Origin of the sequence: Pseudooceanicola profundi, from assembly GCF_050897955.1 — a bacterium.
Lineage (GTDB): Bacteria > Pseudomonadota > Alphaproteobacteria > Rhodobacterales > Rhodobacteraceae > Pseudooceanicola.
This window is the reverse complement of record NZ_JBPAXZ010000001.1, coordinates 1,947,073-1,962,429: the sequence shown is the minus strand read 5'-3', so window position 1 is coordinate 1,962,429 and position 15,357 is coordinate 1,947,073. Positions and strand designations below refer to the sequence as shown.

At 63.9% G+C, this 15,357-nt stretch carries 19 protein-coding genes; 7 read left to right on the top strand and 12 right to left on the bottom strand.

Features of this window, described 5'->3' with window-relative positions; genetic code table 11:
* Positions 1-121 precede the first annotated feature (121 nt).
* A complete protein-coding gene (gene mbfA, locus ACRARG_RS09820; protein WP_432689828.1) occupies positions 122-1,096 on the bottom strand; it encodes an iron exporter MbfA in 975 nt (324 codons plus the stop codon).
* 116 nt (positions 1,097-1,212) lie between these two features.
* On the opposite strand from mbfA, the gene ACRARG_RS09815 reads away from it, so the two are divergent.
* Positions 1,213-1,830, top strand: a complete 618-nt coding sequence (locus ACRARG_RS09815) for a TetR/AcrR family transcriptional regulator (RefSeq protein WP_432689827.1) — start codon at positions 1,213-1,215, stop codon at positions 1,828-1,830.
* A 20-nt stretch (positions 1,831-1,850) separates the two neighbouring features.
* On the opposite strand, the gene ACRARG_RS09810 is transcribed toward ACRARG_RS09815, so the two are convergent.
* The gene (locus ACRARG_RS09810) at positions 1,851-2,561 is read right to left on the bottom strand and encodes an NYN domain-containing protein (protein ID WP_432689826.1); all 711 of its coding nucleotides are present in this window, start codon (positions 2,559-2,561) and stop codon (positions 1,851-1,853) included.
* A gap of 60 nt (positions 2,562-2,621) precedes the next feature.
* Positions 2,622-3,533 (bottom strand): LysR family transcriptional regulator, encoded by a 912-nt coding sequence (locus ACRARG_RS09805; RefSeq protein ID WP_432689825.1) that lies wholly within the window; start codon positions 3,531-3,533, stop codon positions 2,622-2,624.
* Positions 3,534-3,586: 53 nt separating this feature from the next.
* Here ACRARG_RS09805 and ACRARG_RS09800 point away from each other — a divergent pair, with 53 nt between their 5' ends.
* Entirely contained in the window at positions 3,587-4,246 is a 660-nt protein-coding gene (locus ACRARG_RS09800) for a class I SAM-dependent methyltransferase (protein ID WP_432689824.1), read from the top strand.
* A gap of 44 nt (positions 4,247-4,290) precedes the next feature.
* Here the strand turns inward: ACRARG_RS09800 and ACRARG_RS09795 are convergent, their stop codons facing one another.
* Positions 4,291-4,866, bottom strand: coding sequence for an MHYT domain-containing protein (locus ACRARG_RS09795; protein ID WP_432689823.1), 576 nt, complete (start codon positions 4,864-4,866; stop codon positions 4,291-4,293).
* Between the two features lie 360 nt (positions 4,867-5,226).
* Entirely contained in the window at positions 5,227-6,357 is a 1,131-nt protein-coding gene (locus tag ACRARG_RS09790; protein ID WP_432689822.1) for an S-(hydroxymethyl)glutathione dehydrogenase/class III alcohol dehydrogenase, read from the bottom strand.
* A gap of 127 nt (positions 6,358-6,484) precedes the next feature.
* On the opposite strand from ACRARG_RS09790, the gene ACRARG_RS09785 reads away from it, so the two are divergent.
* The 3 genes from ACRARG_RS09785 (at position 6,485) to ACRARG_RS09775 (ending at position 8,811) form a co-directional block, all read left to right on the top strand.
* The gene (locus tag ACRARG_RS09785; protein ID WP_432689821.1) at positions 6,485-6,766 is read left to right on the top strand and encodes an I78 family peptidase inhibitor; all 282 of its coding nucleotides are present in this window, start codon (positions 6,485-6,487) and stop codon (positions 6,764-6,766) included.
* Complete coding sequence (locus ACRARG_RS09780) at positions 6,763-7,041, top strand: I78 family peptidase inhibitor (RefSeq protein ID WP_432689820.1); 279 nt, start codon at positions 6,763-6,765, stop codon at positions 7,039-7,041. Before ACRARG_RS09785 ends, ACRARG_RS09780 begins: the two co-directional genes overlap by 4 nt.
* Positions 7,042-7,149: 108 nt before the next feature.
* Complete coding sequence (locus ACRARG_RS09775) at positions 7,150-8,811, top strand: Y-family DNA polymerase (RefSeq protein WP_432689819.1); 1,662 nt, start codon at positions 7,150-7,152, stop codon at positions 8,809-8,811.
* A gap of 82 nt (positions 8,812-8,893) precedes the next feature.
* On the opposite strand, the gene rsmD is transcribed toward ACRARG_RS09775, so the two are convergent.
* A complete protein-coding gene (gene rsmD / locus ACRARG_RS09770) occupies positions 8,894-9,448 on the bottom strand; it encodes a 16S rRNA (guanine(966)-N(2))-methyltransferase RsmD (protein WP_432689818.1) in 555 nt (184 codons plus the stop codon).
* The gene (locus ACRARG_RS09765; RefSeq protein WP_432689817.1) at positions 9,448-10,650 is read right to left on the bottom strand and encodes an NAD(P)/FAD-dependent oxidoreductase; all 1,203 of its coding nucleotides are present in this window, start codon (positions 10,648-10,650) and stop codon (positions 9,448-9,450) included. Before ACRARG_RS09765 ends, rsmD begins: the two co-directional genes overlap by 1 nt.
* 98 nt (positions 10,651-10,748) lie before the next feature.
* Between ACRARG_RS09765 and ACRARG_RS09760 the strand changes: the two genes are divergently transcribed.
* Positions 10,749-11,237, top strand: a complete 489-nt coding sequence (locus ACRARG_RS09760; RefSeq protein WP_432689816.1) for a peroxiredoxin — start codon at positions 10,749-10,751, stop codon at positions 11,235-11,237.
* A 21-nt stretch (positions 11,238-11,258) separates the two neighbouring features.
* Here the strand turns inward: ACRARG_RS09760 and ACRARG_RS09755 are convergent, their stop codons facing one another.
* Positions 11,259-11,834 carry a phosphatase domain-containing protein gene (locus tag ACRARG_RS09755; protein ID WP_432689815.1) on the bottom strand — a complete coding sequence of 192 codons (576 nt, stop codon included), beginning with the start codon at positions 11,832-11,834 and terminating at the stop codon, positions 11,259-11,261.
* A 92-nt stretch (positions 11,835-11,926) separates the two neighbouring features.
* On the opposite strand from ACRARG_RS09755, the gene ACRARG_RS09750 reads away from it, so the two are divergent.
* Positions 11,927-12,538, top strand: a complete 612-nt coding sequence (locus ACRARG_RS09750; protein WP_432689814.1) for a GntR family transcriptional regulator — start codon at positions 11,927-11,929, stop codon at positions 12,536-12,538.
* A gap of 13 nt (positions 12,539-12,551) precedes the next feature.
* Here the strand turns inward: ACRARG_RS09750 and ACRARG_RS09745 are convergent, their stop codons facing one another.
* The 4 genes from ACRARG_RS09745 to ACRARG_RS09730 are packed head-to-tail and all read right to left on the bottom strand — an operon-like array spanning position 12,552 to position 15,313.
* Positions 12,552-12,845 (bottom strand): 4a-hydroxytetrahydrobiopterin dehydratase, encoded by a 294-nt coding sequence (locus tag ACRARG_RS09745; protein ID WP_432689813.1) that lies wholly within the window; start codon positions 12,843-12,845, stop codon positions 12,552-12,554.
* Positions 12,842-14,044 (bottom strand): GNAT family N-acetyltransferase, encoded by a 1,203-nt coding sequence (locus tag ACRARG_RS09740; RefSeq protein WP_432689812.1) that lies wholly within the window; start codon positions 14,042-14,044, stop codon positions 12,842-12,844. The genes ACRARG_RS09745 and ACRARG_RS09740 overlap by 4 nt, the downstream gene beginning before the upstream one ends.
* Positions 14,045-14,075: 31 nt before the next feature.
* Complete coding sequence (locus ACRARG_RS09735) at positions 14,076-14,837, bottom strand: glycerophosphodiester phosphodiesterase family protein (protein ID WP_432689811.1); 762 nt, start codon at positions 14,835-14,837, stop codon at positions 14,076-14,078.
* Between the two features lie 11 nt (positions 14,838-14,848).
* On the bottom strand, positions 14,849-15,313 hold the full coding sequence (locus tag ACRARG_RS09730; protein WP_432689810.1) for a RidA family protein: 465 nt from the start codon (positions 15,311-15,313) through the stop codon (positions 14,849-14,851).
* Positions 15,314-15,357 lie beyond the last annotated feature (44 nt).

The following is a 15,357-nucleotide window of genomic DNA, read 5'->3' as shown; positions in this document are numbered from 1 at the left end:
CTCCCTCTGGCGGGGTTGTCACCGAGAGCGCCCGGCGGGTCAAGACCTGCGCCCGCCCGCCTGATCTTTGCGTTCCAAATATGCTGGGGGCGGCGCCTTCGCGACGCGGGGTATGGCCCCGTCAGCCCGACCCGATCAGCACACCGGCCCCAAAGACCAGCGCCCCGCCCAGCACGACCTGAAAGGCCGCGCGCAGGAAAGGGGTCTCCATGTATTTCTTCTGGATCCAGGCGATGGCCCAGAGCTCGACAAACACGACCACGAAGGCGGTGATCGTTGCCGTCCAGAAATGCGGGATCAGGTAGGGAAGGGCATGACCGAGCCCGCCAAGCGCGGTCATGACCCCGGCCGCAATACCGCGTTTGACCGGAGAGCCGCGGCCCGAGAGCTGCCCGTCATCCGAGGCCGCTTCGGTAAAGCCCATGGATATGCCCGCGCCCACAGATGCGGCGAGGCCCACAAGAAAGGTCGTCCAGGTGTTCTGCGTGGCAAAGGCGGTCGCAAAGATCGGGGCTAGCGTGGACACCGAGCCGTCCATCAGACCGGCCAGCCCCGGCTGTACCCAGGTCAGGATGAACTGGCGGTGCGCGGTTGCTTCTTCGACGGTCCGGCTGTCCGGGTCGAGATGGTCCTGCTCCAGCTGTGTGGCGCTGTCCTGATGTCCGGCCTCTGCCGCGGCCAGATCGCCCAGCAATTTGCGCGTGGCGGCGTCCTGCGTGCGTTTGGCGGCGGCAAGGTAGAATTGTTCGGCCTGGGCCTCCATCGCGGCGGCCTCGGCCCGTATCCGCTCCAGCCCGAGGTTTTCGATCAGCCAGACCGGCCGGCGGGCGTAATACCCGGCGACATGTTCGCGTCTGATCAGGGGGATGACCGTGCCGAACCGGGCGATGTGGGCATCGATCAATCGCTGGCGGTGGAGGTCTTCTTCCTCTGCCATGCCGATGAAAACGGCCGCTGTTCCGGGAAAATCCTTCTGCAGGCGATCGGCATACATCCGGTAGATCCGCGCGTCGTCTTCTTCGGAGGAAATGGCCAGCGCCAGAATCTCCTGCTCGGTCAGATCGTTGAAGTGTTTGCGTGAACTAAAGAAAGACATGTCAGAGCCCATATTTTAGAACCATTCTAATCAATCGATCGTGATGTGCAATCGGGCTGTGCTTGCTTCAAATGAACTGCTCGGTTTACACTCGGACATCCATGGGAGAGCACCGGATGAATGTCACCCGCCCGGTGATGCGCACAGGACGAAAATTCGAACAGGTTCTGGAAGGGGCGCGGCAAGTTTTCCTCGCCGAAGGGTTCGAAGGGGCGAATGTCGACGACATCGCCAAGGCTGCGGGCGTATCCAAGGCCACGCTCTACAGCTATTTTCCGGACAAGCGCCTTTTGTTCGTCGAGGTGGCGCGCCGCGAATGCGAGGGGCAGGCAAGGGCTGCGATGGGGCTGGTCCGGCCCGATCTGCCGCCCCGGGAACTTCTGCTATTCGGGGCACGCCAGATCGTCGAATTCTTCAACTCGCCCATGTCTCTTTCGATTTTTCGCCTCTGCGTGGCCGAAAGTGAGCGCTTTCCCGAGATGGCGCGGGAATTTTACCGCAACGGGCCGATGATGGCGCGGGATATGCTGACCGAATATCTGACCTGCGCGACGCAGGCGGGAACGTTGCGCGTCGACAAGCCAGAACTGGCCGCAGAACAATTTGCGGAGCTCTGCAAAGCCGGCATTTTCACGCAGCGGCTGTTCGGCGTTGTCGAAGAGCTGTCGCCGGAATGGTGTGAAGAGGTCGCACAGTCCGCCGTCGACATGTTCATGGCGCGTTACGGGGTCTGACAGCCCGCGCCGATGGCGGGTCAGTCCAGGCGCCGCACCATCAGCTGGTTCCCCGGCCCCCGGCGGGTTTCAAGCACCTTAAGGTCGGCGATCAGATCCGACAGTTTGCGCTTGCCGTAGGACCGGGTGTCGAAATCGGGATGTTCGGCTGTCAGGTACTGGCCGATCTGTCCCATTGCGATCCATTCGTCATCGGTATCGATCTTTTCCATGGCCCGCAGGATCAACGGTTGAGCTTCGACTGGCCTCTTTTTCCCGGCCGACTTTGCGATCCCGGGTTCGGGCGCGGGATCCTCGATGATATTTTCGATCAGAATGAACCTGTTGCAGACGTTTCTCAGGCTCTCAGGCGCCTTGGCCTCACCGATGCCGATCACGTCGAGGCCCTGTTCCCGCACCCTGTTGGCCAAAGCGGTGAAATCGCTGTCGGAGGAGACCAGCACAAAGCCGTCGAACCGCCCGGTGTGCAGAATGTCCATCGCGTCGATCACCAGCCCGATGTCAGAGGCGTTCTTGCCCTTGGTATTGGCCGTTTCCTGATGCGCGACCAGACCGAGGACGCGCACCTGTTCGGTCCAGGGGCGAAGCCGCTCGGCCCCCCAGTCGCCATAGACGCGGCGCAGGGCCGGTTCGCCGAATGTGGTGATTTCCTTCAGGATGGGCTGTGCATAGCGTGCAGGGATATTGTCTGCATCGATCAGAACGGCATAGAGCGGGCGATCGTCGGGCATAGCGGCCTCCTTGCGGGCTGACATAGGGCGGTTGGGCCCGGATGGCCAGTGGCGAATGGGTCAGACACTGCGCGTGCGGGCGATATGGGCGGTCATCTCTTTGGCGAGATGGTCGAAGACCAGCCGGATCCGGCGCGAGCTTTGCAGTTCGCGGTGCGTGACCAGCCAGATCGGATAGGTAAATGCGCGTTCCCCGGGAAGCAGCAGGTCGACATCGGCTGTCATGAGCCCGATATCGTCGCTCATCAATCCGATGCCGAGCCCCTGCCGGACGAGTTCCCACATGACCAGCCCGCTGTCGGTCCGATAGCGAAAGTTCTGCGGCGGCACGGTCAGGCCGGACCGGGCCATCGTGGCCGACATGCCTTCTGCATCCAGAAAGCCGATGAAATCATGGCGCGCGAGGTCTGCTCTTGTTTCGGGGCGCCCGCGGCGTGCAATATAGGAGGCGGCGGCATAGAACCGTCCCATCCCTTCGCCCAGCAGGCGAGCGGTCAGATTGGGATCGTCCGGCCGTACGTGGCGGATTGCGATATCCGCTTCGCGCCGGGCAAGGTCGCGCAGGTCATTGGCCGAGATGATTTCAATGTCGATATCCGGTGCGATACGCGCAAGATCAGCCACGATGCGTGGCAGAAGCCGGGCGGAGCAGACGTCAGAGGCCGTTACGGATACTGTCCCGCGCAGCGTCTGGCTCTGCCCTGTCGCTGCAAGGGCGACCCGCTCGGCGGCGACACCCATGTCGCGCAGGTGGATCAGAAGCTCGCGTCCCGGATCCGTCAGGATCAGGCCGCGTCCGGCGCGGTCGAACAGGGCAACGCCAAGCGTGTCTTCCAGCGCGGTGACCTGTCGGCCAACTGTCGGCTGGGTCTGGTTCAGGGCACGTGCCGCGGCCGAGAGCGATCCGTGCTCTGCCGTTGCCAGAAACGCACGGGCCTGGTTCCAGTCAAAGGATGCGGCGGGCCAATTCATGCGTTTTTGTATATGTTCTCTGCGGATTCTGGCAATTCCTATAATGCAGGCGCATGGATAGAGAGGGTGCAGAGGATATGCGGGAGAATAACATGCAAGCGGAAACCTTCTGGGACGGCATAGCGGATTCCTATGCGAAACGGCCCATTCAAAACCTGGATCAACATGACCGGACCGTGGAGCGGTCGGTCGCTTACCTGACGCCGGAGGCGCAGGTTCTGGAAGTTGGCTGTGGCACCGGCACCATTGCGATGCGGCTGGCGGGGCACTGTGCCGGGGTGCTGGCGACGGATCTGAGCTCTGGCCTTCTGGATATTGCGCGGCAGCGTCAGGCCGACCGTGGGGTGGCGAATGTCACCTTTGCACATCATGGCATTGATGCTTTGCCAGAGCAGCAGTTCGATATGGTCGCGGCCTATAACCTGCTGCACCTCATCGAGGATTTCGAGGGGGGGGTGGCCGCGCTCGCCAGCCGCGTAAAGCCCGGCGGGGTTCTTGTGACCAAGACCGGCGCGATGTCAGAGACATGGGCGGGCCGTCTGCTTTGGCCGATGATCAAAGTGATGCAGCTGTTGGGCAAAGCGCCCTATATCGGGTTTCATACCGTCCGCGACATCGACGCGGTCATGGAGCGGAACGGTCTGCAGATCGTCGAGGCCGAAACGATGGGCTCCGGCGTGGTGACACGGTTCCTGGTGGCGCGGAAGCTGTGATGCTGCGACGGGCAGGGCCTGCGGTCAGGCTCTGCCCACGGGCATTATGCGGAGAGGCGCAGCAGGGCCAGAGACCGCCGGTAGTTGAACGTCGCCACGACCGCAAAGGCCAGCACGCCAAGCGAGACGACTGCGACAAGGATCGACAGGAACGACCCGCCAATGCCGCTGGCTTCTGACGGGAAGGGCGTGATGATGACGCTGCCCATGGCGATGAAATGCAGGCCGCAGACGCCGGCCACGAACCCCGCAACGCGTTTGAAATTGTCGCCGGCAGTGCTGCTTTCCTGAACAAGGGAAAAGACAAAGCCGCCAATTCCCGCCAGAATTCCCAGGATCAGGATCACCGGGTTGTAGGTGGTCAGGCAGTTTTCAAGCGCGGACATGCCCGCCAGATGCATGGCTGTCACACCCAGGCCGGCCGTGACGCCAAGGGCAATACGCTGAACCCGGGATGTCAGGAAAAGGGCCGCGGCAATGGGCAGGCCGACACCGACGATGCCGACCAATATTGAAATGGCCGTTGTGCGGAATTCGTAGGTCAGCGCGGCATCGGGCCGATATCCGATCATTGCGACGAAATGGGTGGTCCAGACGCCGACACCCGCAACGATTGCCACCCAGAAACCGCCGTATCGGCGCTGACTGGCGGAAGCTATTTCTGCGTTTCTTGTCAACAAGATAAGCGTCCCAGCCGTCAGGAGGCAAACAGCCGCCGCGGCAAGGATGAAATTAGCTTGGGTGTCGAGAATGCCTTGTAGCATTATTGCGAACATGAGGGGCTGCTCCGGTTTTTCTTTCTTTTTTACCTGGGTGACCCTGCGTAAGTATATAGTCTTAAGGAAAAAAACCGGGTGTGCAGCTTTTTGGCACGACCTGTCCCGTTCGGATATGAGCTGGGCAAAGGCTTGGTCATGCCGTCTGTCCCCGGCAGGCTGTCGCAAGCCGGGAACACTGGGTCAGGGGCGGTACCGATCCGATCAGTAAAGCACGACAGAGCGGATCGACTCGCCCGCATGCATCAGATCGAACCCCTTGTTGATATCGTCGAGCCCCATGGTGTGGGTGATCATCGGGTCGATCTCGATCTTGCCGTCCATGTACCAGTCGACGATCTTGGGCACATCTGTCCGGCCGCGCGCACCGCCAAAGGCCGTGCCTTTCCAGACCCGCCCGGTGACCAGCTGGAAGGGGCGGGTGGAGATCTCTGCCCCTGCCGCCGCAACGCCGATGATGATCGACTCGCCCCAGCCGCGATGCGCGCATTCCAGCGCCTGGCGCATCACCGTGGTGTTGCCGGTGCAGTCGAAGGTGTAATCCGCGCCGCCGATCAGATCGCCCCGCCGCTTCGTCAGATTGACGATATAGGGGACGATATCCTCGTCGAGCTCTGCGGGATTGACGAAATGGGTCATGCCGAAACGCTCGGCCATCTCCTTTTTGGCCGGGTTCAGGTCGACGCCGATGATCATATCGGCGCCGGCCAGCCGCAGGCCCTGAATGACGTTCAGCCCGATGCCGCCCAGGCCGAAGACCACGGCGGTCGCGCCGATCTCCACCTTGGCCGTGTTGATCACTGCGCCGATGCCGGTAGTGACGCCGCAACCGATGTAGCAGATCTTGTCAAAGGGCGCGTCCTCGCGGACCTTGGCCAGCGCGATCTCCGGCAGGACGGTGTGGTTGGAGAAGGTCGAACATCCCATGTAATGCAGGATCGGATCGCCATCGAGCGTGGTGAACCGCGAGGTGCCGTCGGGCATCACGCCCTGGCCCTGCGTGGCGCGGATGGAGGTGCAGAGGTTGGTCTTCTGCGAGGTGCAGGAATAGCATTCGCGGCATTCCGGCGTGTAAAGCGGGATGACGTGGTCGCCCGGTTTGACGGAGGTTACGCCTTCGCCAACCTCCAGAACGATGCCCGCGCCCTCATGGCCAAGGATCGCGGGGAAGAGGCCTTCCGGGTCCGCTCCCGACAGTGTGAATTCGTCGGTGTGGCAGATGCCGGTGGCCTTGACCTCTACCAGAACTTCTCCCGGCTTCGGGCCGTCGAGGTTTACCTCCATGATTTCCAGAGGTTTTCCGGCCTGAGTTGCGACTGCAGCCTTGGTACGCATGGTGATCTCCGTCTTTGATCGTGCTTTTTGGCACATTGGCCGGGATCGCGCGCGGTTTCAACGCGGGAACCGTCCGGCGGACAGATCAGTTTTGCATCTATGAGCTCATTCACAGGGGATCTGTCTGATGAAATCTCTTCTTTGCCTTGCTGTCTGTCTGCTGCCCGGCGTCGCCTCGGCGCAGGTTCTCAGCCCGTCCTACTATTACCAAAGCTATCAATGTCACCCGAAGGCCTATCGCAGCCTGATGGGTCAGGATATCAATGCGGTCTATTCACTGGGCCTGACGCCAGGTCCTATGGTGCGCGTTTTCGGACCGGGCGCGATCCTGTCCGATGAGTTTAACCCCTACCGGCTGAACGTCGTGTCCGACGATGGCCGGGTCGTCACGAGGATTTACTGCGGATGAAGTTTGGCCCGGTCCTGCTGAGTGTCGTTGCGCTCTGTGCCTGCAAGGAAACCTCTGTCGACGTGCCAGCCGCGCCCGAGGACAGCTGCGGCGCCGCGTCCTATCAGGCTCTGGTGGGGCAAGGGCGCGCGGCGGTGGCAGAGGCCGGGCTGGTGGCCGGGCCGGATGTCCGAATTCTTGGCCCTGAGTCGGTTGTGACGATGGATTTCCGGGGCGACCGGCTCAATATCCTTCTGGATGATTCAGGTCTGGTCGAACGGGTTTCCTGCGGCTGACGGCCCCTGGTCCTGCAAGATGATTGAGCCGGCCGCTGTTTCATCGCGGGCGCTGGACTCGGGACTGGAATCCTGAGATGTTCTGCAGAACAAAGCAAGAACATTTAGATGCCCCGCCAAGCCCGCCGCTATCTTTCCCTCTGGTTCCCGCGCCTGTGTGCGGAACGGATGCTGCGCCAGATGAAAGGCGACCCGGCGCTGCCTTTTGCCGTCGTCGCCACGCAGGGCCCGGCGCAGGTGCTGCATTCTCTCTCTGCGGGGGCAGAGGGGGCCGGTCTGCGCCCCGGTCAGCCGCTACGCGATGCCCTGGCCATGTGTCCCGACCTGACCACGCGGCTGCGCAATGCCCAGCTTGATGCGCGCTTCCTTGGCCGGCTGCGCCGCTGGGCCGGGAAATATTCGCCCTGGGTCGGGGAGGCCGGGGAAGCCGGGCTGACCCTCGACATCACCGGCTGCGCGCATCTCTTCAGCGGGGAGGAGGGGCTGCTTGCGGCAATAGATGCCGATTGCGCGGATTTCGGGCTGAGCATCCGGGCAGGCGTCGCCGATACGGTCGGCGCGGCCTGGGCGCTGGCACATTTCGCCGGACGTTGGACGGTGCATCACCGTAGCGGCGACGCCGTGGATCAGGAGGCAAGGGCGACCCGCTCCCGCGCGGTCAAACGGCGGCACTGGGAACGTGGCGGGGCGGCGCCCGCCACGCCCATGGCCGGGATCCTGGCCCAGCGGATCGCCGCGCCCGGCCAGTGCCGCAGCGCGCTGGCGCCTCTGCCGCTGGCCGCCCTGCGGCTGGAGGAGGAGACGCTCGCCCAGCTCGCCCGCCTCGGGTTGCGCCGGGTGTCAGACCTGATCGACCAGCCGCGCGCGCCACTCGCGCGCCGCTTCGGTCCGCAGCTCACGCTCCGCATCGACCAGGCTCTGGGTCAGGTGCCGGAGCCGGTCTCCCCCGTGGCCGAAGCACGCCCCTTCGCCGTGCGCCTGACCCTGCCCGACCCGATCGGGCTGGAGGCGGATATGCTCGCCGGGCTCGACCGGCTGCTGCCCCGCCTCTGCGAGACGGTCGGCAAGGCGGGCCGCGGCATCCGCCTGATCCGGCTGGAGGCGCACCGGACGGATCACACCATGCAATCCATCACCGCGGGCCTCGCCCAGCCCACGGCCGATGCCGCCCGTATCCGTCCCCTGCTGGCGATGAAACTGCCGGAGATCGACGCGGGCCATGGCATTGACATGCTGCGGCTGGAGGCGCTGCACAGCGACCCGGTCTCCGCCCGCCAGCCCGCCGGCCATCTCGTCGCCGGAGAGGTCGTGGCCAACCGCCTTGCCGCCGCCACGGCGCATCACGATCTCGTCGCCCGGATCGGCGCCCGCGTGGGGATGGAGGCGGTGACGCGCTGGCATCCCGCCTCCTCTCATATCCCGGAAAAAACCGCCCAGACCCTGGCTGCCGCCTGGTCGGAACCGGCCGATCACTGGCCTGCCCCTGCCGCCCCGCGCCCGCTCCTCCTCTGGCGGCCGGAGGTGGTGACGGCCCCCGAAACCCCGCATCCCCCCTCGGCCTTCCGCTGGCGCAGCCGCGATTTCACACTGGCAGAGGCCGTGGGGCCGGAACGCATCGCGCCGGAATGGTGGTTCGACGATCCCGACTGGCGCTCCGGCACCCGCGATTACTGGCGCGTCACCGAAACCGGCGGCTCCCGGCTCTGGCTCTTCTTCGCCCATGGCGCGGCGCTGTCGCCCGGCTGGTTCTGCCAGGGCCAGTTCGCCTGAGCCTCCGGGCCAGCAGACCGCCCGCCCCCTTCATCTTGGCAAAAATACTCCCGCCGGAGGCTTCCGCCCCCTCAACCAGCACCTAGCCCCTCAGCAGGGTCACCACAGTGTCCCCATAGGACCGATGTTCCAACAGCTCGAACCCCTCCGGCGGTACCTGCGGGCCCTTTTCCTCCCAGATCACCAGCGCGCCCGGCGCCAGCCAGCCCTGCGCCCGGGCGCCTGTCAGTGCGGGACCGCCCAAAAATTTGCCATAGGGCGGGTCGAGGAAGACGAGCTCCGCCGCCCACTCCGCCACCGGCAGGCGCAGGGCGGAGGTCTTCAGTACCCGGCAGCGCGCCGTCACGCCCAGCTCGCGGATATTCTCGGCCAGTAGCCGCTGCGATACACGGCCATCGTCAACAAAGGTGCAGAAGGAGGCCCCGCGCGACAGCGCCTCCAGCCCGAGCGCGCCGGTCCCGGCACAGAGGTCCAGCACCCGTCCCCCTTCCAGCGGGTCGCCAAAACGCCCGCCGGTCAGCAGGTTGAACAGGCTCTCGCGCACCCGGTCTGCGGTGGGGCGCAGATGCGCGCCCGCATCGCCCTTGCCAACCGCCGCCAGCCTGCGGCCACGGAATTCCCCGCCGACGATGCGCATCAGCGCATCAGGCTCTTCAGCTCGGTCGCGGGATCGGCCAGCGCCTCGGGTGCGGGGGATTTGCCCATGGAGAGCAGGCGCTTGCCGACCATGAAGCCGCGCGGATCGTTCATCGCATCCACCGCGATCAGCTGGTCATCCCGGTAGTACCAGTGCGACTGGGCGCCCTCAGCCTCCCGCACGACGACGCGGGTGAAGCCGTGGTTCAGACCGGCGATCTGGAGTTTGACGTCATACTGGTCGGACCAGAACCAGGGCTCCGGCACATAGGTCTTGCCCGCGCCCATGAGATTGGCGGCGACGCATTCGGCCATATCGATAGCATTCGGCACGCTTTCCAGCCGCAGCCGGCCGGCACCATGCGGGAAGCTGGCACAGTCGCCCGCGGCCCAGACCCCCGCGACAGATGTGCGGCCATGGTGGTCTACGGCGATGCCGTTCACACAGTCCAGCCCAGCCGCCTCTGCCAGACGTGTGTCGGGCAGGATGCCGGTGCCTGCGATCACGAAATCGGCCTCGATCACGCTGCCATCGGTCAGTTCGGCGCCGGTGACGCGGGTTTCTCCGGTCAGGCGGGCGAGGCCAATGCCTTCGCGGATATCGACGCCATGGCGCGCATGCAGGGTGCGGAAGTAATCCGAGGTCTCCGGCGCGGCGACCCGTTGCAGGATACGCTCGGCCATTTCGATCAGGGTGACCTGCAGCCCCTGTTTGGCGGCCACTGCGGCCGCCTCCAGCCCGATATAGCCGCCGCCGACGATCAGGACGCGACGGCCTTCGCGAAATTCCGGCTCCATCGCATCGACATCGGCGAGGGTTCGGACGTAGTAGAGCCCCTCCAGCGCGCCGCCGATGGCGTCGGGCAGACGGCGGGGCAGGGAGCCGGTGCAGAGCGCCAGCTCGTCATAGCCCAGCAGTTTATTTCCGAGGGTCACCGTCTTCGCCGCAGGATCAATCGCCGTGACCGCCACGCCCGTCCGCAGGTCGATATCGCGTTCGGCATAAAAGACCTCAGGTCGCAGGAACAGCCGGTCGCGCGGCATCTCGCCCAGCAGATAGGCCTTGGAAAGGGGCGGGCGCTGATAGGGCGGGGCGGGTTCGTCGCCGATCAGGGTGATACTGCCGTCAAACCCGTCGGCGCGCAGTTTCGCGACCAGAGAGGACCCGGCCTGACCGGCGCCGATCACCACGATATTGGACATTTGGTTTCTTCCTTCCGAACTGGTCTTTTACACTGGCAGTCGCCGATGGGCAGGCTATCCTTCCCCCGACCGAAACTGGATACCGAGAGGGACATCCGATGGCAATTTCCAATGGCGATACGCTTCCCGACGCAACCCTGGTGGAACTTACGGGCGAAGGCCCCAAGCAGGTTTCGCTGTCCGAGCGTCTGGCGGGTCGCAACGTCGTGATCTTTGCGCTGCCCGGCGCCTTCACCGGCACCTGCACCACCGCACATGTCCCGAGCTTCATCCGCACGGCGGATCAGTTCAAGGCCAAGGGCGTGGACGAGATCATCTGCCTGTCGGTCAACGACCCCTTTGTTCTGGGCGCCTGGAGCGAACAGACAGGCGCGGGCAAGGCGGGCATCGCCATGCTGGGCGATCCGTCGGCGGAATTCACCAAGGCCGTGGGCATGGATTTTTCCGCCCCGCCGGTGGGTCTGGTGGACCGGTCCAAGCGCTATGCGATGTATGTGCAGGACGGCACGGTGACCGTCATTCAGGCCGAGGCAAACCCGGGCCAATGCGACCTGTCCGGCGGTGAGGCGCTGCTGGACGCGATCTGAGACCGGTCCTGCCGGTTCAGGTCAGTGGCGGCCGGAGGTGAGCCAATTGACCTGAACCTCGCTTTCTATGGCCTCGCTGAAACAGCTCCGGACCTGGTCGATCGCCTGGTCCGGAGCCATCCCGAGACCGATCAGAAGATAGGCCGCCATCGTCCCGGACCGGCCAGCGCCATATTGGCAGCTGAAGGCGATTGTTCCGCCCTTGCCGGGCGTATCCACCCGGCCTTTTTCCAATTTTTGCCATGAGGTTATCAGAGCGCTGTCCGGCGCCTGGTAGTCCGGGATCGGCAGGAACGCGAGCTCCAGCCCAAGCGATTCCGCCTGTTCGCGCAGCATAGGAAACGCGCCCTCCGGGAGCTCTTTTTCCTCGGTCAGAACAACCATCAAGGTGGCCTTCTGCCGACGCAGTGCGCTCAGGGTTTGGGTCATGCTTTCCGGGTCGAGATAGGCCGATCCATCGATGCCGGTTTGCAGGCCCGGGAACCCGCTCATCAGGCAGGCGCCGCCGCCGGGACAATCGATGCGAGCACGTACAGAGGTCTCGCACAAAGGCGCAGTTGCATCGTGCCCGCGAGCTAAGTCGCCATGTGTGCTCATGTTTTGCCTTTGACCATCCGTTAACGCGCCGCCATAGTGCCGCCCGGGGAATTACCTAGACCAGTGTGTCCGGATGTTGAAGTGGGGTAAGAATGCCGCATAAAAAAGAGGGGTCCGCAATCGCTGCGGTGTTGCGAAACCGCATCTGCATGATGCAGTCGCTGACGGAAGACATCGTGCTGCATGAGGGCGCTCTTGCTTCTGAGTTCGGCGTGTCGCGGACACCGATCCGTCAGGTCCTGCAAAAGCTGGCTTACGAGCGGTTGGTGGAAACCCGGTCCGGAGTTGGCACAATTGTCGCTCCTCTTGACAGGGCGAGCCACGACCAGGACCTGAAAGTTCTGAGATCTTTGTATGGGGCGGCGGCCAGATGCTGTGATGATCATGCATTGCCGGCGACCGTTCAGTCAGAGCTGAACGTTCTTGTCCAGACCTGCCACGAAAGTGTTCCGGGGGCACCGAGTTACCTCAAGATACGGTCCACGTTTCTGGACATCACCAGCTCTGTCGCCCCGGATCCGATCCTGGCCGATGCAATTCAGGCCGCTCACTGGCGGCATATCCGGTGGCGTATGGCCGATGCAGCCTGGAACCAACCGGACACGTTTCCCTTTCTGATCTCGACAATCGAAGCCTGTCACGAGGCCAGCAAAAGTGGCCGGTCCGCAGACCTTCTTGCGGTTTTGGCGGGCAACGAAATCTGAGGGTCCGCCGGGTTCAGGCGAGCTGATCCATCTTGCGTGCCAGTTTTGCATCCAGCGCGGACAGGCCGCCGACATCATGGGTTGTCAGCGACACCGATACCCGGTTGTAACTGTTGGACCAGTCCGGGTGATGGTTCCATTTTTCGGCAAAGATCGCGGCCCGGGTCATGAAGCCAAACGCTGTGGGGAAGTCGTCGAAGACATAGGTCTTGGACATGGTCTTGCCCTCGGGGTCGATTTCCCATCCCGCTGTCTCAAGCGGGGGCAGCAGGGTCGATCTGGCGGTGTCCGACAGTTTTTCTGTCACTCCTGTTCCTCCTGTTGTCCGCGTCGGAAGGGACCGTATGCGGTGAGAACCTCGATTTCTTCCTCGACGGCGTCAGCCTCTGCCTCAAGATATTGCCGGATCGCGCGGGCGAAACCCTCGTCGGCGATCCAGTGCAGGGAATGGGTATGGCTGGGCAGATATCCGCGTGCGAGCTTGTGTTCGCCCTGCGCCCCGGCTTCGGCCCGTGTCAGGCCCATCGTGATTACGGCTTCGATGGCCTGATAATAGCATAGTTCGAAATGCAGGCAGGGATGATGTTCCGTGCAGCCCCAGTATCTGCCGAACAGAACCTGACGACCAATGAAATTCAGCGCGCCCGCAACCGGGCGCCCGTCGCGGATTGCCAGCGCCAGGAGAACGTCGTCGCGCATCTCTTGCTGAACGATGTCGAAAAAGGCGCGCGTCAGATAGGGGGTGCCCCATTTGCGGCTGCCGGTGTCCTGATAGAACCGCCAGAAATAATCCCAGTGCTCGGGCTGCAGATCGTCGCCCGTCAGGCAGCGGATCTCTCCGCCAAACGCCTGCGCCTCGGCCCGTTCCTTGCGGATGTTTTTGCGTTTGCGCGAAGACAGGGTGGCGAGAAAGTCGTCGAATGTCGCGTAGCCGCCGTTTTCCCAGTGGAACTGCTGGCTTTTCCTGCGCATGAGGCCCATGGCCTCGCCCGCATGGGCTTCGGCTTCGGTGCAAAAGGTCGCGTGCAGGCTCGACACACCCTGATCGGAGGCCAGCTGTACTGCGCCTTGCACCAGCGCGGACATGCCGTCGATCTCGTGCCCGGGGCGGGTGAGGAACCGGCGGCCGGTGGCCGGGGTGAAGGGGACGGCGATCTGCAGCTTGGGATAGTAGCGGCCGCCGGCATTTTCATAGGCATGCGCCCAGTTGAAATCAAAGATGTATTCGCCCTGGCTATGGCCTTTGGCATACATCGGCGCCACGGCGATGATCCGGTTGTCCCGGTGTACCGTCAGGTAGCGCGGCATCCACCCGGTTCCGCGTCCGACCGAACCGCTGTCTTCCAGGGCTTTCAGGAAACGGTAGGTTGTGAACGGGTCGTCGGGGCGCCCTGTCTCGGCTTCCGGACAGGCGCAGGCATCCCAGTCCACAGCGGCGATCTGCGACAGGCTTTCCTGCACCCGGACCTCGAAGGTCCCGGTGTCTGTATCCTCGGTTCCGTCCATGAGGCTTTATCTGCGTGCCCCGATGCCGGGTTCAAGTGTCGAGATGGGGAAGATAGGTTTCGAAAGTCACGGCATCGGCACTTTTGCGGGCCTCTGCCTCTTGTGCGGCCGACCGGATCGTCCAGCAGAACACCGGAAGCCCCTGTTCCCTGAGCGCGACCACCCGGGGGCGGTCAAGATCGGTCCATTCATGGCTGATGAAATGGGCCTGGGCCGCATCAATGTCGGGGATGTCGCGCAACCGGTCGCGGGTGCCGGCCGGCAGGAGCGGCCAGTCCGCCGGGTCATATGAACAGGTGGTGATCCCGCGCGGAACATTCGGCGCCAGACCGGCCATGATCCGGGTGGAATTCGGATTGAAGGACATGACGGCGGCCGGGCCGCGATAGCCCGCCAGCGCCTTGGCCGTCGCTTCCTCCAGCCGGCCGATGGCGGCGCCGAGCGCGCCGTCCTGATCTTTGATCTCTATGAGGAGCGGCACCTGGCCTGCGACGAGCGCCAGCACCTCTTCAAACCGGGGGATGCCGGTTTCCCCACCCAGCAGGGGGATGGCGCCGAGTTCGGCCGCGCTGCGCTGGCGCAGCGGCCCGGTCTGGGCGGTCAGCCGGCCAAGATCATAGTCGTGAAACACCATCGCCTGACCGTCCGAGGACAGTTGCAGGTCAATCTCGATGCCATATCCGCCCGCAATCGCGGCGCGCACCGCCTCGACCGAATTCTCGGGGCGGCCCGCGTCGCGATCATGCAGGGCACGATGTGCGATTGGGGCGGTCAGGAAGGAAGACGGCAGCATCGGGGCGCGGCTCAGGCGATTTCGAAGATGCCTTCGATCTCCACGGCGACACCAAACGGCAGGGCGCCCGCTGACACGGCGGAACGGGAATGCCGGCCGGCGTCGCCCAGCACTTCGACCAGAAGATCGGAGCAGCCGTTGACGACCTTTGGCTGATCGCCAAACTCTTTCGTGGAATTCACGAAACCGGTCAGTTTCACGACCCGCTTCAGCCTGGACAGGTCACCGCCGCAGGCTGCCTTGACCTGAGCCAGCAACGACAGGCCGCAGAGCCGGGCCGCCGCTGCGCCATCTTCGACCGACATCGTGTCGCCCAGAACACCGGTGATAAAACCATCCGCGGTCATCGAAACCTGGCCGGAGACGAAAACGAGGTTTCCGGTCACGACATAGGGCACGTAATTGGCCTGAGGTGCAGGGCTGTCGGGCAGGGCAAGGCCCAGTTCCGCAAGGCGGGTCTCGATGGCATTTGACATGGTGGTCTCCTGTGCAGTCGGCGCGACGCTAAACACGACGCTGC

Bases quoted from the DNA above. Each gene is read 5' to 3' on its own strand.
- mbfA (WP_432689828.1), bottom strand. From the start codon at position 1,096: ATGTCTTTCTTTAGTTCACGCAAACACTTCAACGATCTGACCGAGCAG.
- ACRARG_RS09815 (WP_432689827.1), top strand. From the start codon at position 1,213: ATGAATGTCACCCGCCCGGTGATGCGCACAGGACGAAAATTCGAACAG.
- ACRARG_RS09810 (WP_432689826.1), bottom strand. From the start codon at position 2,561: ATGCCCGACGATCGCCCGCTCTATGCCGTTCTGATCGATGCAGACAAT.
- ACRARG_RS09805 (WP_432689825.1), bottom strand. From the start codon at position 3,533: ATGAATTGGCCCGCCGCATCCTTTGACTGGAACCAGGCCCGTGCGTTT.
- ACRARG_RS09800 (WP_432689824.1), top strand. From the start codon at position 3,587: ATGGATAGAGAGGGTGCAGAGGATATGCGGGAGAATAACATGCAAGCG.
- ACRARG_RS09790 (WP_432689822.1), bottom strand. From the start codon at position 6,357: ATGCGTACCAAGGCTGCAGTCGCAACTCAGGCCGGAAAACCTCTGGAA.
- ACRARG_RS09785 (WP_432689821.1), top strand. From the start codon at position 6,485: ATGAAATCTCTTCTTTGCCTTGCTGTCTGTCTGCTGCCCGGCGTCGCC.
- ACRARG_RS09780 (WP_432689820.1), top strand. From the start codon at position 6,763: ATGAAGTTTGGCCCGGTCCTGCTGAGTGTCGTTGCGCTCTGTGCCTGC.
- ACRARG_RS09775 (WP_432689819.1), top strand. From the start codon at position 7,150: ATGCCCCGCCAAGCCCGCCGCTATCTTTCCCTCTGGTTCCCGCGCCTG.
- rsmD (WP_432689818.1), bottom strand. From the start codon at position 9,448: ATGCGCATCGTCGGCGGGGAATTCCGTGGCCGCAGGCTGGCGGCGGTT.
- ACRARG_RS09765 (WP_432689817.1), bottom strand. From the start codon at position 10,650: ATGTCCAATATCGTGGTGATCGGCGCCGGTCAGGCCGGGTCCTCTCTG.
- ACRARG_RS09760 (WP_432689816.1), top strand. From the start codon at position 10,749: ATGGCAATTTCCAATGGCGATACGCTTCCCGACGCAACCCTGGTGGAA.
- ACRARG_RS09755 (WP_432689815.1), bottom strand. From the start codon at position 11,834: ATGAGCACACATGGCGACTTAGCTCGCGGGCACGATGCAACTGCGCCT.
- ACRARG_RS09750 (WP_432689814.1), top strand. From the start codon at position 11,927: ATGCCGCATAAAAAAGAGGGGTCCGCAATCGCTGCGGTGTTGCGAAAC.
- ACRARG_RS09740 (WP_432689812.1), bottom strand. From the start codon at position 14,044: ATGGACGGAACCGAGGATACAGACACCGGGACCTTCGAGGTCCGGGTG.
- ACRARG_RS09735 (WP_432689811.1), bottom strand. From the start codon at position 14,837: ATGCTGCCGTCTTCCTTCCTGACCGCCCCAATCGCACATCGTGCCCTG.
- ACRARG_RS09730 (WP_432689810.1), bottom strand. From the start codon at position 15,313: ATGTCAAATGCCATCGAGACCCGCCTTGCGGAACTGGGCCTTGCCCTG.